The sequence below is a fragment of the Deltaproteobacteria bacterium genome (assembly GCA_016213065.1).
Lineage (GTDB): Bacteria > UBA10199 > UBA10199 > SPLOWO2-01-44-7 > SPLOWO2-01-44-7 > JACRBV01.
The window spans coordinates 1-15,551 of record JACRBV010000141.1 but is presented as its reverse complement, the minus strand read 5'-3'; the positions used below and the strand labels follow the sequence as shown (position 1 = coordinate 15,551).

Annotated in this window: 15 protein-coding genes and 1 tRNA gene; 11 read left to right on the top strand and 5 right to left on the bottom strand. The window is 44.3% G+C overall.

Features of this window, described 5'->3' with window-relative positions:
* Both HY877_08270 and HY877_08265 read right to left on the bottom strand, forming a co-directional pair.
* Positions 1-575, bottom strand: a 575-nt coding sequence (locus tag HY877_08270; GenBank protein ID MBI5300265.1) for a hypothetical protein, incomplete at its 3' end; no start/stop codon positions are given.
* Between the two features lie 67 nt (positions 576-642).
* Positions 643-1,263, bottom strand: a complete 621-nt coding sequence (locus HY877_08265) for an RlmE family RNA methyltransferase (protein MBI5300264.1) — start codon at positions 1,261-1,263, stop codon at positions 643-645.
* Positions 1,264-1,474: 211 nt separating this feature from the next.
* Between HY877_08265 and HY877_08260 the strand changes: the two genes are divergently transcribed.
* Positions 1,475-1,825: a hypothetical protein gene (locus tag HY877_08260; GenBank protein ID MBI5300263.1), complete on the top strand. Its 351-nt coding sequence runs from the start codon at positions 1,475-1,477 to the stop codon at positions 1,823-1,825.
* A 12-nt stretch (positions 1,826-1,837) separates the two neighbouring features.
* A complete protein-coding gene (locus HY877_08255; protein MBI5300262.1) occupies positions 1,838-2,155 on the top strand; it encodes a hypothetical protein in 318 nt (105 codons plus the stop codon).
* Positions 2,156-2,341: 186 nt separating this feature from the next.
* Here HY877_08255 and HY877_08250 read toward each other — a convergent pair.
* Positions 2,342-2,414 (bottom strand) — tRNA-Phe (locus tag HY877_08250).
* Between the two features lie 311 nt (positions 2,415-2,725).
* Between HY877_08250 and HY877_08245 the strand changes: the two genes are divergently transcribed.
* From HY877_08245 to HY877_08225, 5 genes are all read left to right on the top strand, one after another.
* Positions 2,726-3,235 (top strand): CarD family transcriptional regulator, encoded by a 510-nt coding sequence (locus HY877_08245; protein ID MBI5300261.1) that lies wholly within the window; start codon positions 2,726-2,728, stop codon positions 3,233-3,235.
* Positions 3,232-3,894, top strand: a complete 663-nt coding sequence (gene ispD, locus HY877_08240) for a 2-C-methyl-D-erythritol 4-phosphate cytidylyltransferase (GenBank protein MBI5300260.1) — start codon at positions 3,232-3,234, stop codon at positions 3,892-3,894. Before HY877_08245 ends, ispD begins: the two co-directional genes overlap by 4 nt.
* Positions 3,891-4,364, top strand: a complete 474-nt coding sequence (locus HY877_08235; protein ID MBI5300259.1) for a 2-C-methyl-D-erythritol 2,4-cyclodiphosphate synthase — start codon at positions 3,891-3,893, stop codon at positions 4,362-4,364. Before ispD ends, HY877_08235 begins: the two co-directional genes overlap by 4 nt.
* A gap of 15 nt (positions 4,365-4,379) precedes the next feature.
* The gene (locus tag HY877_08230) at positions 4,380-5,867 is read left to right on the top strand and encodes a cysteine--tRNA ligase (GenBank protein MBI5300258.1); all 1,488 of its coding nucleotides are present in this window, start codon (positions 4,380-4,382) and stop codon (positions 5,865-5,867) included.
* 135 nt (positions 5,868-6,002) lie between these two features.
* Positions 6,003-6,962 carry a HEAT repeat domain-containing protein gene (locus HY877_08225; GenBank protein ID MBI5300257.1) on the top strand — a complete coding sequence of 320 codons (960 nt, stop codon included), beginning with the start codon at positions 6,003-6,005 and terminating at the stop codon, positions 6,960-6,962.
* On the opposite strand, the gene HY877_08220 is transcribed toward HY877_08225, so the two are convergent.
* Together HY877_08220 and HY877_08215 are read right to left on the bottom strand one after the other, a co-directional pair.
* A complete protein-coding gene (locus tag HY877_08220) occupies positions 6,957-8,408 on the bottom strand; it encodes an ATP-binding protein (protein MBI5300256.1) in 1,452 nt (483 codons plus the stop codon). The two genes, HY877_08225 and HY877_08220, sit on opposite strands and share 6 nt — an antisense overlap.
* A gap of 643 nt (positions 8,409-9,051) precedes the next feature.
* Entirely contained in the window at positions 9,052-9,234 is a 183-nt protein-coding gene (locus tag HY877_08215; protein MBI5300255.1) for a hypothetical protein, read from the bottom strand.
* Between the two features lie 160 nt (positions 9,235-9,394).
* On the opposite strand from HY877_08215, the gene HY877_08210 reads away from it, so the two are divergent.
* The 4 genes from HY877_08210 to HY877_08195 form a co-directional block, all read left to right on the top strand.
* The gene (locus HY877_08210) at positions 9,395-10,552 is read left to right on the top strand and encodes a thiolase family protein (protein ID MBI5300254.1); all 1,158 of its coding nucleotides are present in this window, start codon (positions 9,395-9,397) and stop codon (positions 10,550-10,552) included.
* 17 nt (positions 10,553-10,569) lie between these two features.
* Positions 10,570-12,825, top strand: a complete 2,256-nt coding sequence (locus HY877_08205; protein MBI5300253.1) for an enoyl-CoA hydratase/isomerase family protein — start codon at positions 10,570-10,572, stop codon at positions 12,823-12,825.
* 621 nt (positions 12,826-13,446) lie between these two features.
* Positions 13,447-14,865, top strand: a complete 1,419-nt coding sequence (locus HY877_08200) for a TlpA family protein disulfide reductase (GenBank protein ID MBI5300252.1) — start codon at positions 13,447-13,449, stop codon at positions 14,863-14,865.
* 4 nt (positions 14,866-14,869) lie between these two features.
* Positions 14,870-15,551, top strand: a 682-nt coding sequence (locus tag HY877_08195; GenBank protein MBI5300251.1) for a hypothetical protein, incomplete at its 3' end; no start/stop codon positions are given.

Sequence of the window (15,551 nt, the reverse complement as noted above, 5' to 3'; positions counted from 1 at the left end):
TTTTTCCGAATCCATTGGAAAAAACGCCCGTTTCCCGCTTCGAGTTTTTTGTAAAGGGGACCACGCCAAAAAAAGAAATTCAGAAGGAAAAGAAAATAGGCACTCAACACAATCGCCCAGATAAATTTTTTGAGAGGGACGCCCACAATTTGATATTCCTGAAAAAAAGAACCAATGCCCGCCAGTGTGATGATCCAATACAGATCAATAACCGCAATGAAGAAAAAAATACTGAAAGCTTCCCAAAGAGGAATTTTGTGTGTTCGCTTGAGATAGTAGGCGAAACCGGCTTGTCCCGCGGCATAATTGAGAACCATCAACAGATAGGTGGCACCTCTTGCCGGAATCAGTTCTTTGACGGAGACAGTGAATCCAAACCGGCCCAGCGTTTTTGACATTGTGATGATATCAATCCAGTAGATAAAGAAAAAATAGACAATGGCGAATGGAATGAAAGTTGCGAGATTCACGTAATGCAGGGCCGACCATATTTTGCGGGGGGGATAAATATAAAAAAGATAAGCAAAAATGCCGATAGCAATCATCCACGGAATTATTTTTTTGAATTTATTCATGGGATTCTCCCCTTATTGAGTTTTGTAGATGAATGTCAAGGCCAGCTTTGCTGGCCGCGAAGCAAATTCACCGAATTTGCGGAGTTGAATAGCCAAGGCCGATTAAATAAACTTCATTGGATGTTTTTCGTGTGGCTTCAGGAATAAATGTCACAAAGCGTTTGAAATTTTTTTTGATCTCGACTTTTAATTTATTTGTCTCTTCTCCGGGAAATATTTTGCTTACAAAATTTCCGCCCTTTTTTAAAAATTGGTTCGCCAATTTCCAGACTTTCAAAGAAAGTTCATAGGAATTATAAATATCCCGAAACGGAATGCCGGATAAATCGGGTGAAATATCAGAAACGATCACATCAAAAAAATCAGCTCCCGCCAGAATTTTTTGGAACTCCAAAGCCAGTCCTTCCTCTTCGATATTTTTCTGAAGAAAAACGGTGTTGGGAGACGTCTGGATTTTTAAAGGAAGCTGGTCGATGCCAACCAGCAGACCTTTTGGTCCCACCATTTTAGAAAGACTTTGAAGCCAACCCCCGGGAGCGCAACCAACATCCAGCACCTTACTTCCAGATCGGATGATTTTGTACTTGGACTGAATTTCGGTCAGTTTATAGGCGGCACGACTTGCCAGCCCCTCTTTTTTGGCCTTTTGATAGTAGCGATCTTTCCGGTCGTAGATACCTTTTGCCATAAGCAACTTTTCCAAAAATTTGCCGATAATAATAATAGGTGGAGGGCGTTTATGCCTTTTTCGGGGTTTGGAGTCATCAAAAAGATGACCCAATCCTTAAAAGGGATGGAGATGTCGTTAAAATAGCTAATGATTTCATGTGGATATAATTTTTACACGGATAGCATTTTTGGCAAAGGATTTGCAACTTTGAGGGCGAAAGGGGTTTATTATGGCACCACCAAAAGTTGAATCGAGAGATTTTGAGGTTTTTGTCAGAGCCTTAGCCTCCTATCAGCCTAGTGCGGGTGGATTGCGAGCCGTCGAAGCCGCCGCTGTAAAAGCAGGTCTTTCCATTGGCGACATCAAAGGAGCTTCAGGAGGTTTAAGAGCCGTCGAACAATCGCGTGCCGGAACAATCGGTTCAACGCGTTTTTTGAGCAAGGCTCCCAAACTCTATCCAGATCGGGCCGATCTTTTTTCAAACTTTCTTACACAATTACAGCAACGAGGAATGAATGTAGAGGCACAAGATATTGCAGGTATTTGGTTTAATCGTATTGCGGGAGACATTATAAAATAAAAGGGGAAATCTATGAGTTCAACTAAAAAATGGACAAGAGAAGAAGTCGTCAAAGTCTTTGAAACACTAATGGATCGTGGAAGTAATCTTTTCTCCAGTCCCGGTTTTAGAAAGCATCTTGATCGCGACCGAAATCTTTTGGCGAATCAAGTAACGCGCGAAGCCAATGGCAACATTGCCTATCGGTCGGTTGATTTTCCTATTGCGGAGGAGTTGAGCGACAACGATTTTTGGACACGCATTGATCAGACGCCATACAATGATTTGATTGAAGATAATGCCGCCATTGCCTTAATGAAGATGGCTGAAAAATTAAAACTAGTCGGATAAAAAATGAAGAAAATGTAAAATTCTTAGCAACAAATTTTTTTTCCTGCCGATAACTATAGTGAAGGGTCGAGCAGGCCAAAAAAGGCTGGGGGAGCTGACAAAAGCTCCCCCATTTTTTTTGCCCCGAACCGGGGGAACAGGGGAAATGAAGGTTAGGGATAAGGGACGTTGGTGCAAAAACTGTTGTGGGCAGGGACGGAATTGAACCGCCGACACGCGGATTTTCAGTCCGCTGCTCTACCGACTGAGCTACCTGCCCGAAAATTTGCGAGAGCAAATTCTCCCTCTATTTTCTAATGCGATTTTCCAGTATCGCAAATTGGAAAATAGAAAATGGAAAATGGAAAATGGAGGTTTTTTGAAATAAACAATGTCAGAGGAGGTGTCAAGGAAAGTAAAAGATAATTTTCGAGATTGGAGCTTAACTTTCAAGTAAAGCTTGAGCTCACAAGCCCTAACGCGGGGCGCTATTGTTTGACGGGGATAAATTGGGTGTGGTATAAGCACCACATATTAAAAAATGGAAGTTGGGGAGCTAAGGAGGATTTGATAATGGCAAAGGGATCACCAATGAATCGTGAATTTAAGGTAGGAGATATTGCAGTATATCCAGCTCATGGGGTAGGTCAGGTCATGAGCATAGAAAATCGGGAAATCGCGGGATCTAAAGCCAAATTTTATATCCTCAAAATCATGGACAGCGGCATGACAATCATGGTTCCAACAACCAATGTGCGTAACGTTGGCTTGCGGGAAGTCATCGGAACCAATGAAGTCGAAGCCGTCTATGCCATTTTGAAGGAACGTGGCGAATATACGATCACGGAGCAAACGTGGAATCGTCGTTATCGCGAATATATGGATAAGATCAAAACCGGCTCCATTTATGAAATTGCCGAGGTTTTAAGAGATCTTTCGATGCTCCGTTATGAAAAAGAGCTCTCTTTCGGTGAGCGCAAAATGCTTGATACGGCGCGCAGTCTGATTATCAAAGAATTGGCCATTGCGCAGGATAAAGACGAAAAAACGATCACTTTGGAGATCGACACTATTTTTTCGGATAATCACCATCCCCAATGAAGTGTGGGGTAATTATTGTGGGAGCGGGTCGGGGGACCCGCTTAGGGTACGATTCTCCAAAGGCCTTCATTCCTTTGGGATCAAAACCTCTTTTTCAGCACAGCTTGGATGCCTTTCTAGCCCATTCCTCTTTTCAAGAGATTGTTTTAGTCCTTCCAGAAAAGAAATGTGATTTGCCAAAAAACGACCGAGTTAAAATTGTAGCGGGTGGAGCCACACGACAAGACTCTGTTCAAGCCGGCTTAAAAGCGCTCGGAGTTGATTGTGACATTGTTTTTGTCCACGATGCGGCTCGCCCCTTCGTTTCCAAAGAAATTTTGGATAGACTTTTAGCCGCCGCATCGGAAAACAAAAACTGTATCGCCGCCATTCCCGTAACAGACACGGTAAAACAGACCAAATCTCAAAAAATCATCCAAACAATTGACCGGAGTCAGTTATGGTTGGCCCAAACCCCCCAAGTTTTTTCCCGCCCTGTTTTGGAAGAGGCCTTTTCAAAAACCCAAAAAGAGGGATGGGAAGGGACTGATGAAGCCTCCTTGGTGGAAAAACTTGGAATTCCGGTCTCTGTTGTCCCCGGAGACGCCAGAAACATCAAAATTACCACACCTCAAGACTTGCAATTAGCCCAAGTTCTGTTGCATACACAGGAACCATGAGAATTGGGCAAGGTTACGATATTCACCGCTTGGAAGAAGGGCGCCCTTTTATTCTGGGGGGCGTTACGATCCCTTTTGAAAAAGGTCCGGTGGGGCATTCCGATGGAGACCCCCTTTTGCACGCCATCACGGATGCTTTGTTGGGCGCCCTTTCTTTGGGAGATATTGGTCAGCATTTTCCCGACACCGATCCAAAAAATAGAAATAAGGACAGTCAATATTTTTTGAAAGAGACGGCGGGGTTTATTTCGAAAAAAGGATTTAAAATCGGCAATATCGATGCAACGGTGATTCTTCAGGCACCAAAACTGGCCGAATATATTCCCGCCATGCGTCGTCAAATTGCCACTTGTCTTCGCGTGGAAGTCGATCAGGTTAGTGTGAAAGCAAAAACAAATGAGAAAATGGATGCGGTTGGTTTGGGAGAAGGTGTTGTGGTCCATGCGGTTGCATTGTTGACCAGAAAGTAGCGACTACATATTGGTATGTCTCTTCGCGTTTATAATTCATTAACCCAAAAGAAGGAAACGTTCACTCCGCTTAAAAAGGGGAAGGTGTCGATGTATGCCTGCGGCATCACCGCTTACGATTCCTGTCATTTGGGTCACGCGCGGGCGGCCGTCGCTTTTGATGTCGTCTATCGTTATCTCAAATTTTTAGGCAATGATGTGACTTACGTTCGCAATTTTACTGACATCGACGACAAAATCATTAACCGGTCGAAAGAAAAAAATATTCCATGGAAAGAATTAACAGAACGCTACATTCAGGAATATCGCGACGATATGTCTGCTCTCCAAATTCTTACGCCTACACAAGAACCGAGAGCCACCGAATTTATTCCGCAGATGATTGAGGCAATTCAAACCCTGATTAAAAAAAAGAAAGCTTACGAAAAAAATGGCAACGTCTATTACGCCGTACGCGAATTCAAAAAATACGGGGCGTTGTCGCATAAAAATATTGAAGACCTAGAATCCGGTGCGCGTATTGAGATTGACGAGACCAAAAAAGATCCGCTCGATTTTGCTCTGTGGAAAGCGGCGAAACCCGGAGAGCCCACATGGCCAAACCCTTGGTGGGAGAAGGGTGGACGTCCCGGCTGGCATATTGAATGCTCTGTCATGAGCACAAAACTTTTGGGTCAGCCTTTTGATATTCACGGGGGCGGGCGCGATCTTATTTTTCCTCATCACGAAAATGAAATTGCACAGGCCGAGGGAATCTCGCAGAAAAATTTCTGCAACTATTTTCTTCACAATGGTTTTATCAATATCGACGCCGAAAAAATGAGCAAGTCGAAGGGAAATTTTACGACAATCCGGCAAGTTATCAAACAACATGATGCCGAAGTGGTTCGTTATTTTCTTATGTCCGCGCATTACAGCAGTCCCATTGATTACACCGAAAAAAATATGCTCGAGGCAAAATTGGCGCTTGATCGCTATTATCTTTTATTGGGGCGTTTGAATCTCTTGCCCACGGATCAAAAAACAAAGAAGATGCCAAAACCCTCGAATGATTTGGAAAAAGAATTGGCAAAAAGTCTGGAAGAGTTTCCTTCAAAATTCAAAGAGAGTATGGACGATGATTTTAATGTGCCCAAGTCACTTGGCTATGTTTTTGAAATAGTCCGGATCTTCAATAAATATCTCGATCAGGTTGGAACCACTTCCACTTCGTTTCTTTTTTGGGCCCGTGACGAATGGATGAAAATCCAAAAAGAAATTTTTGAACCAGCACTGGGTATTTTTATTTCTGAACCCCAAAAATATTTTGAACGTTTCAAGAAAAACAAGTCAGAGGCCCAGTCGGTCAGCGTGGAATTGGTGGAAAGCAAAATAGCGGAACGCCGCCAGGCCAGATCAAACAAGGATTTTAAAAAGAGTGATACCATCCGGGATGAGTTGATGAAACTCGGAGTCGAATTGAAAGACCGCCCCGATGGAACCACCGAATGGCATTTTAAATAGTCAAGGCCAGCTTTGCTGGCCGCGAAGCAAATTCACCGAATTTGCGGAGTTAAATAATTGCTCACCCTCTCCTTACATCCTCTCCCATAAAGGGAGAGGAATAAAAGGAGGGGAACATTTTATAGGCAACTTTTTATGATGACTGCCGATAATCTCAATGTGAATGAAAGTCTCAATGAAGCGGTGCGCATTCTTCTTAATCTCCAACATACGGACTTGGAAAAAAGAAATGAGGCAATCAAGCAGGCTGGAAACTTTGTGGAAGAGAGAACTTATTTTCCCGAAGCGGTTCCTCTTTTAATTAAACTGCTGGAGCAGGAAAAACATCCCAAACTTGCTGAAGAAGCCGCATGGGCTTTATGGAAATTCAAGGATTCGCGGGCCGTTCCCGTTCTTTTTAAGAAAGCAAAAACATCCGCGCATCTTTCGCTTCGCAAAAAATCAATTCGCGCTTTGGGTTTGTTGGAAGCCCCCGAAGCGCTTCCCCTCTTGTGTCATCTCGTTTACGACAAATCCTATATTTTGCGTGGAACCGCCATCGCCGCATTGGGCCATTTCAAAGAACCGAAACTTTTGTCTATTTTGGAAGGGGCGATGGAGGATGAAAGTTCCTATGTACGCAGAGAAGCAATCGCCGCTTTTGGGCGCTTTTTAAGACGCAATCCAAAACCTCTGACCGTTTCACTTTCTAAAAAAATAACCCGTTTTCTTGCGCAAAAAAATGAAAAAGATCCGAGCGTTCGTTTGGAGGCTCTCAAAACATTGTCATATCTCGAGGAGAAGTCGGTTCGCAAACGCCTGCGCAAAAGTTCCGAGCAAGATCCTTCCGCCTTTGTGCGCGAGGGCGCTTTGGCATTGTTGCAACACTGGGAGGATGCACAGTCTGAAACGGCGTTGATTGAAGGACTGCAAGACAGAGATTGGTCGGTTCGTTTTGCGTCGGCTGATCTTTTAATTCAGAGAATTTCGCGAAAAATAATTTTCAACCGCATTCCCGTTTTGCTGGCCCTCCACAAAATCGCCAACATTTTCCCCAAAACAAACCCCACCAAACAAACCGCCGCCGATTTACTCAAACGGTTTAATGCTTTATAACGGAGGCGATAAAAGCCGGAGCCCCTCTTTGCATAAGTCGGGCAATTTATGAATTAAGTACAACGGCACGGAGAGAAGCGAATATTCAATCTGTTTTAATTGCGGAAGCTTCACCCTTATTGTTTCGAGATTTAGCTCTCCGTCATAAATCCGTATCGCAAATTTTTTATTTATATTCCGTAAATTCTCCGGGTTTGCCTCGTGACCCAGCAAGACAGGGTCTTGACCGTATTCATACATGAATTGATGCAGTGAAAAAAGAGAACCCCCTTTTCCCGATTTAACCTCGACAGGAAAAATATCGTCGTCGCTGGGATAAAGGTAATCCACCTCTGCTGTCCCCTCTCTTTTATCTTTGCGCCAGTAGTACAATTCAGGGTGTCTCAAACTCCCCGTGAGCGGCAAAAGTTCCTGCCCCACCAGTTGTTCAGCCAGGCCGCCCCTATAAACGGAAGAGTAATTTTGACTTTCCAATATTTCTTTCGATATGTGATTCATGTACTGAACAAGCCCGACATCAAGAAATAACAATTTGCTTCGTTTGTCTTGCAGGGGGACGAGTGGGAAAGACATGTGTTTTAGCTGATGCGCATTGTAAATGAGCATGGCCCGTTCCAAAAGCTTTAAGGAGGTCTTTACCTCACGGGCTCTTACAGCACCTTTTCCGAATTTTGTCAGATTGATCTGTTGCCCCACAATATGCGGCGCTTCATTGAAAGCAAATTCAACATTGTCAACATTCACCCTCTTTGAATATTTTTTAAAATCTTCGCGATATGTTTGAATGATGCTCTCCCAAATTTTTTCACAATCCTTATATCTTTTTGATTTCAGAAACTCTGCGGTTGCTTCGGGCATCCCTCCGACAAGCAGATATTCTTTCAGAAGTTCCCGCAATTTTAAATGAATGAGCGGTTCTATTTTCTTGTCGAGGCCCACGTCCTCAAGATATTCAATCAACTTATGCTCACCGCATCCTCCGAGAAATTCCGCAAAACAGATTGGAAATAGATAATAAAATTCCACACGCCCGACAGGAAATGACACCAGCTCATTTTCCAACACAAATTCCAACAAGGAGCCTGCCGCAATCGTATGCAATTCCGGCAGTTCCTCATGAAAATACCTGAGTTTTGTGATGGCAGACGGACACTGCTGTATTTCGTCAATGAAGAGCAGTGTTTTCCCCGGAACAATCGGTACATTTTTTACCAGTTCTATTTCGCTTACGAGTTTTTTTATGTCCGACGTCCTTTCAAAAAAAGTTTTGAACTGCGGTTCCTTTTCAAAGTTAATGATAACAAGGTGTTTAAAATTCTCGGTGCCGAACTGTTTGACAAGCCAGCTCTTTCCCGTCTGGCGAGCGCCCCTTATGATAAGGGGTTTTCGATTTTCCCTCCCCCGCCATTCTTTTAAATATGTTTCACCAAGGCGCCTAATATACATAAAAGCATTTAATTCAATGAGTTGGCAAATAAAATGTTGTTTATTCAAGTTTTCTACTGTGACTATTTGTATTATTTTCAATGATATTTGTCAACCCAAATGTTGTAAAATGAGATGACCACACCAACGACGCGAGGCCTCGTCTGAACATTCTTTGAGTGGTTAAAATTACACTCTCTATTACATCTATTTGGGTGTATTACCCTTTCCGCCTCCAAGTGGCGCCCGGTCCACGTCCTAGGCATTCAACCTTTTTCTCCTTCTTCAAATTATGAAGCACGCGATGGACCATATCGCGGCTTACGCTAGGACAAGTTTTTTCCAGATCAGAGACGGTAAACCCACTTTTTAGGGAAAAGAGAAAAATTTCCACAATCTTGCCAATACGATAGCTCGTATCCTTCCGAAGAGCGTTACCATCCATGCCTCTGATGAAGATAGGATGGTTGACAACATTTCACTCAATGAAAATGGTAGACCGATTGTGACGTTTGAGTCGATACCATTTTTTCTAAGAAGAGGTTTTTACACAACAAAAGGAGGGAAGGATAAATAAAACGTTCACCTAGCTGAACAATTTGCTTGAAAGAAAAAATATCTTTGAAAAATTTAGCACGCCGACATTTCCTTTCTGACATCTTTTTCAAGGCAGAAGTCCCAGCAATTGATCTGCAGAGATAACCCACTGGATTTTGTTGTTCTTCAATATCTTTTTCTTCACTCCGGATTTGTGCAAAATCTGGATTGCAACACGAATATTAAGTTTTTCTTGATAGTGAAGGAGCGCGGGCGACAGGTCGCTCTCATTTGTTTTGGCTTCAATCAAGCAGAGCGGCTTCTTCTTATCAACTATAACGAAATCAACTTCCCTTTTTTCTTTGTCTCTAAAAAAGTCAAGACTTTATTAGAGTTTAGTCTAAACATGCTCTTATAAGTTGACTTCGTTTTTTCTCCATGACAGGAACGGGACATCTTGGAGGTCAACTATGACGAACGAAGCGGTGATTGTTTCTGCAGTGCGCTCACCCATGGGGCGAGCTCTCAAAGGTCAGTTTATCCACACACGTATCGATGATTTGGCGGCGGAAGTTATCAAGTCCGCTTTTGCAAAAGTTCCCCAACTAAAACCGGAATGGGTGGAAGATGTTTTGATCGGTTGCGCGATGCCCGAGGGGGAACAGGGTTTGAACGTTGCGCGCAACATCAGTTTTCTGGCGGGAATTCCTTTTTCCAGCGGAGCGGTTACCATCAATCGTTTCTGCGCTTCTTCTCTAACAGCCATCAATATGGCCGCGGCGCAGATTTTGAGCGGCGCCATTGATATTTGTGTCACGGGCGGCATCGAATCAATGAGTCATGTGGCAATGGGAGGATTCAACCCGAGTCTCAACACCAAACTATTCGGCCCCGGCAAACCGGCGGCCTATATTGGTATGGGGGAGGTTGCGGAAATTTTGGCTGAAAAATATAAAATCAGCCGCGAAGAACAGGATAAATTTTCTTTTGGCTCGCACCAAAAAGCAGTCAAAGCGCAAAAAGAAGGAAAATTAAAAGAAATTGTCGAATGTTCTGCGGTGCAGGCGGATGGATCCATTAAAAAAGTCAAAATAGATGAAGGTCCCAGAGAAGATACAACACTTGAAAAATTGGCTGGGCTGAAACCCGCTTTCAAAAAAGATGGAACGGTCACGGCCGGAAATTCTTCGCCGTTAACCGACGGTGCCGCGTGTATGATCATGATGTCCTCTGCAAAAGCGAAACAGTTGGGAATCAAACCGATTGCAAAAGTTCGAGGATGGGCTGTTGCCGGTGTTGATCCTGCATGGATGGGGATTGGCCCTGTTCACGCGGTTCCCAAGGCGCTTCAAAAAGCGGGAATGAAACTTGCCGATGTTGATTTGTTGGAACTCAATGAAGCTTTCGCCGTGCAGGTCTTGGCGGTTTCGAAAGAGTTGGGTTGGGACATGAATAAACTAAACGTACATGGAGGAGCTGTTGCGCTCGGACATCCTCTTGGATGTTCCGGTGCCCGCATTATGTCGACTCTTCTGAACGCACTTGAAATTTATAACAAGTCAACGGCATTGGAGACGTTATGTGTTGGTGGTGGGCAGGGAGTGGCAACAATCGTGGAACGTATTTAAGAAAATCGGAGACGAAAATGTTATCCATTAAAAAAGCGGCAGTAATCGGTTCGGGTGTGATGGGATGCGGCATTGCGGCCCATCTCGCCAATTGCGGCATTTCGGTTTATCTTCTCGATGTCGTGCCGCCCGATTTGAGCAAAATTACCAAAGCCAAACCCGCGCATCTGTTTGACAGTGATGACATCAAACTCATTACGCCGGGATTGCTGGACGCCAATTTGGAAAAATTGCGTGAGTGCGATTGGATCATTGAAGCGGTCACAGAAAAACTCGATCTGAAAAAATCGCTCTACGCTAAAATCAAACACTACTTGAAAGACTCCGCATGGGTTTCGTCGAACACTTCCGGACTTCCTTTTCAGGAACTGAAATTTCGCGACAAATTTTGCGTCACCCATTTTTTCAATCCGCCGCGTTATTTGCATTTGGTGGAGATGGTGGGCGAGGCTTCAGAGCTGGCAGAGTTTGTGCGGGAGCGTTTAGGAAAAGGTGTGGTCCACGCCAAAGACACTCCCAACTTTGTTGCAAATCGAATCGGCGTCTATCACATGATGGATTGCCTCCACAAAACATATGACAACAAATGGAGCGTCGCCAAAGTTGAAAAAGTGATGGGACCGGCAACACTCCATCCCAAGAGTGCCGCGTTCCGTACCGCGGATATTGTGGGGCTTGATACTTTAGCTCTGGTTTCCAAAACTTCTTATGACGGTTGTCCCAAAGACGAATGTCGCGACACATTCAAAATTCCCGTGTTCGTGGAAAAAATGATTGCCAAAGGATGGGTGGGACAAAAATCGGCACAGGGATTTTTTAAAGTCGAAAAAAAAGACGGATCAAGAGAAATTTTGGCGATAGATCCACAAACCCTTGAGTATGTGACGCAGGAAAAATTCAAGACGGATTCTCTGGGACAAGCTAGAAATATCGAAGACCCGGCGGAAAGACTGCGCACAATGGTTTTTGCGGATGATGAGGCGGGAAAAATTGCATGGTCTTTGATGTCCGATGTTTTGGTCTACGCCGCCAATCGCATTCCTGAAATTGCCGACACGATTACAGAAGTGGATAATGCCATGCGCTGGGGATTTAATTGGGAACTGGGGCCTTTCGAAATGTGGGATGCTCTTGGGGTGGCGAAAATGGTGGAACGTTTGCAGAAAGAGGGACGTGCCATTCCAAAATTGGTGCAGAATATTTTGGAAAAAGGCGGAAAATTCTATCCTCAACCAAGACTCACCTTTTTGGAATCGCGCAAATCGAGTGGTGGTGTGGTGGAAAAAAATGAAGGCGGGTCGATTGTTGATTTGGGCGATGGTGTTTTCTGCGCGGAATTTCATTCCAAGATGAATGCCATTGATGCCGACGTGATCGAAATCATCAACAAAACAGTAGATCGCGCCGAAAAAGAAGGACAGGGCGTTGTCATCACAAACGAAGGAGAAAATTTTTCAGTGGGCGCCAATTTGATGCTTATTTTGCTGACCGCCCAGCAAAAAGATTGGAATCAGCTTAATTTCATTGTCGAGCAATTTCAAAAAACAATGCAGAGAATTCGTTTTTCAAAAAAACCCGTTGTCGCAGGACCCTTTAATTTGACGTTGGGTGGCGGTTGCGAAATTTGTTTATCCTCATCGACTGTTGAAGCCCATGCGGAAACCTATATGGGACTTGTGGAAGTGGGCGTTGGTTTGTTGCCCGCCGGCGGTGGATGCAAAAACATGCTTCTGAGTTTGGAATCAAAGCTCGTTGCAGAACACAATCCGAAAGATAAAATCTGGTGTTCTCCCTCTGATGGCGGTCCCTTCCCGAAAGTGGCAAAATCTTTTGAAATGATTGCGATGGCAAAAGTGGCGACTTCCGCCAAAGAGGCGAAAAAGTTTGGTTACTTGCGAGGTCGTGATGAGATTGTTTTAGACCGTGATAATCTCACCCAAACTGCGAAACAAAAAGTTTTGACCCTCGCCAAAAATTATACGCCGCCTGTTTATGTCGACAAATTACAACTTCCCGGTCTTGGTGGAGAAATTGCGCTGGCCAACGGTGCGCATGCTTTTTATTTGCAAGGACTCATCAGCGAATACGATCTCGCTCTTGCAAGACAAATTGCCCATGTCCTGTGCGGCGGGGACAAACCGTCACTTCATGTGACGGATGAACAACACATTCTTGACCTTGAACGCGAGACCTTCCTCAAATTGTGTGGTGAAGAAAAAACACAGGCCCGCATGCAAAACATGCTGATGACGGGAAAACCTTTGAGAAATTAAAAGGAATAAAGTAAAGTTACGACGTGAAACATACCATGACCAAAAAAGAGGGAAAGGCTTATTTAAAGCGATGGAAGGAAGTGAATCGGATTTTGACCCAAGAACTGCGAAATACTTCTCCCATAATGAAGTTGCGCCAGCTTGCTTCTCTCATGTTTTCTGTCGATTGGTTTGGCTGGAGAAAAGCGCTGACAAAGGACGAAAACAGAGTCCGCAATCGCTGGAACCGTCTGAGAAAACTATACCATGTTTAAGAAAGAAAGCCCCCTTGTCCCTCTTTTTTCTGCCCTAAAAGATATTGTGTCTTGGTTTCAAAAAGAAAAAATCAGCGGCATAGTTATCGGCGGAGGTCCTTGAAATGCCGGAAATCCTGAAAGGCTTGGAAAAAATCCTGAAAGCCGCAAAACAAAAATAACAGGAAAATCCCCGCGAAATTGATGTTTTAAGCACCTGATTTCAAAAAGGAAAAAATTTTAAAAAATTCCGCAACTTTTTTTAGTAAACGCCGATAACAATAGCAAAGGGGCCAATCAAGGCCCCAAGGAGGATTTTATAGGTTCCGTTACGTTTCGTCCTTTTCATGCTCGGGTCGAAGATGCAAACGACAATGATCATTATGATTTGGGAGAAAAAATCATTCACATCGGGGAGGAATGGGACAAAGAGGGGATAAAGATTACCCCGGAAGAAAAAGAGATGGATCAGGGCGATCCTTACATGAGACTGATTGAAGAGGCGCTGGGGTTTCAAAGAAAATCCAACACCCCTTTTCTTGGAGGCATGTCGCTTTCCAAAGCGGCTGTTTTTGTGAGTGCCATGTACAATGTCGAAATCTGTACCCATAATTTTTGTGATTTTTCCGAGGATTTGAATCGCGCCGAGGAAGCAGCGAAAAATATAGGCGAGCCTGTCCTGACCGCATATAAAAATCGATTGGCGAGGTTTTATGAATTCGCATTGAGTGAACTTCAAAGTAGAACCAAGGAAGGCTTTGGTAATGAAACTGTAAAATATGTGGAAAAGCATTTGGCATGGTTGGACCGCTTTGCAGTTCGTGCCGGAAAAGCGCCTCTTGATGCCGAAAAAAAGAAGGCCATCCTGATGGATGCTTTGACCAGCGACGCCCGGGATTCATATGTGACTGTTCTGTGTACCGCAGGGGGAGGATGGGCAGAAGAGGCGGCAAAGGCCTACGAGATACTTAGACAGTTAAAGGCCGCAAAAACCCGTGTTAATTCGGTTTCGCTTGGTACGCCATTTGAGGTGGATGCGGATAACATTGTACGGCAACAAGATCTCATACTTTTTGAAAATTACATCCGCGAAACAGCCGCCGCTAAAAAAATCAATGATGATGCCCGTAACTATGCCTTTGACACAGGCATTCTCCCGTCCGCGGAACTTGAAGAACCCAAAGACGTTGAAAAAAGATATTCAAAAGCTATACAGGCGGCCATTGAACGTTTAACGCCTAAAGGGAGCGGTGAAGAACGGAGAGCAACTGAATCGGCAGGGGGTGGTGGAGACGAACCTCCGGCGAGAACTCCGGCTCCCGTCTTAAGTGTGGGAGAGCAAGCGCCGATGTTCGGGCCGATGAAACTCCATAATCCGCAAGAAGCCGGAATGACTTCTTTTACTTTAAGTCGTTACGTTGGAGAGGAGCCCGATGGCGATACAAAAGGTGTTTTGATCTCCTTTTTTGCCACATGGTGCGGGTCCTGCAAAAAGGAACTTCTCGTTCTTGTGCAATTAAGTGAAAAATATAAATCTAGGGGATTACAGGTCGTGTCAATTGCCATTGATAAGGATGAAGAGGCTTTCCCTGCCATTCGTGATCTGGTAACTAAAAATCATATTACGTTCCCAATCGTTATGGATCGTTTTAACATGCTTGCGCGGCGTTATTTTGGCGAACAGACGTCGCTCCCGTCCATTTTTCTTGTCAGGCGGGACGGCACAATTGTCTTGATGGAACAGAGATATAACGAAGACGTGTCTGCCATTCTTACATCAAGCGTTGAAAAACTGGTTGGGAAGTAAATCTATGGTCAAATGTCTGAATAGAAAAAAAGAGGCTGACCCGGCAAACGGGCAACGGGAATCAATCTCCGCTGATTGGATATACCAACAACTCAATTTGCCAGACACCATACTTGATTCCGGTTATTCGCAGTTTCGGGGCGAATCGGAATACGCGCAAGGAAAAGGTGACGGTTGCGTGGAACCGGCGGAGGTCTACAGGTATTTATTCGGACACGCATCTGAATATGTAGGGATCATCAAGACACTTACCGGTTCATTACCGTCTTTTGTTCTTGATGACTTCGATGCAGGTACCGACCGCGACAAAAAAATCAGGGATAAAACAGACAGGACAATCCTTGCGTTGAAGGATATTTTAAAATCAAGAGGATATTTGGAAGGGACAGATGCCTATCAGGAAATGCTGGCGCTTGGCCTTTTTTATTTCGTTTATTTCCCCACGCAGATGCAAATTTCCTATAGAAAGCGCCTGCAACCAAAATCACTGGAGAAATTGGCAAAAGACGCCGCTGATTCCTCATTGCCTGATTTTGCATCGTATTTTTTGAAAAACGGAGGGCTCGGAGTTGTTGATATGGCAGGCGATGCAAAAAAAGAAATGACGGCACTGGAAGCTATCTATGCAAAAAACGCAGATTGCACCGAGCGGAGCAAGATATTGTATGCCGTCTTTTTGCAGGCGG

Excerpts from the sequence above, each read along its gene's own strand:
- HY877_08265 (MBI5300264.1), bottom strand. The coding sequence starts at position 1,263 with ATGGCAAAAGGTATCTACGACCGGAAAGATCGCTACTATCAAAAGGCC.
- HY877_08260 (MBI5300263.1), top strand. The coding sequence starts at position 1,475 with ATGGCACCACCAAAAGTTGAATCGAGAGATTTTGAGGTTTTTGTCAGA.
- HY877_08255 (MBI5300262.1), top strand. The coding sequence starts at position 1,838 with ATGAGTTCAACTAAAAAATGGACAAGAGAAGAAGTCGTCAAAGTCTTT.
- HY877_08245 (MBI5300261.1), top strand. The coding sequence starts at position 2,726 with ATGAATCGTGAATTTAAGGTAGGAGATATTGCAGTATATCCAGCTCAT.
- ispD (MBI5300260.1), top strand. The coding sequence starts at position 3,232 with ATGAAGTGTGGGGTAATTATTGTGGGAGCGGGTCGGGGGACCCGCTTA.
- HY877_08235 (MBI5300259.1), top strand. The coding sequence starts at position 3,891 with ATGAGAATTGGGCAAGGTTACGATATTCACCGCTTGGAAGAAGGGCGC.
- HY877_08230 (MBI5300258.1), top strand. The coding sequence starts at position 4,380 with ATGTCTCTTCGCGTTTATAATTCATTAACCCAAAAGAAGGAAACGTTC.
- HY877_08225 (MBI5300257.1), top strand. The coding sequence starts at position 6,003 with ATGATGACTGCCGATAATCTCAATGTGAATGAAAGTCTCAATGAAGCG.
- HY877_08220 (MBI5300256.1), bottom strand. The coding sequence starts at position 8,408 with ATGTATATTAGGCGCCTTGGTGAAACATATTTAAAAGAATGGCGGGGG.
- HY877_08210 (MBI5300254.1), top strand. The coding sequence starts at position 9,395 with ATGACGAACGAAGCGGTGATTGTTTCTGCAGTGCGCTCACCCATGGGG.
- HY877_08205 (MBI5300253.1), top strand. The coding sequence starts at position 10,570 with ATGTTATCCATTAAAAAAGCGGCAGTAATCGGTTCGGGTGTGATGGGA.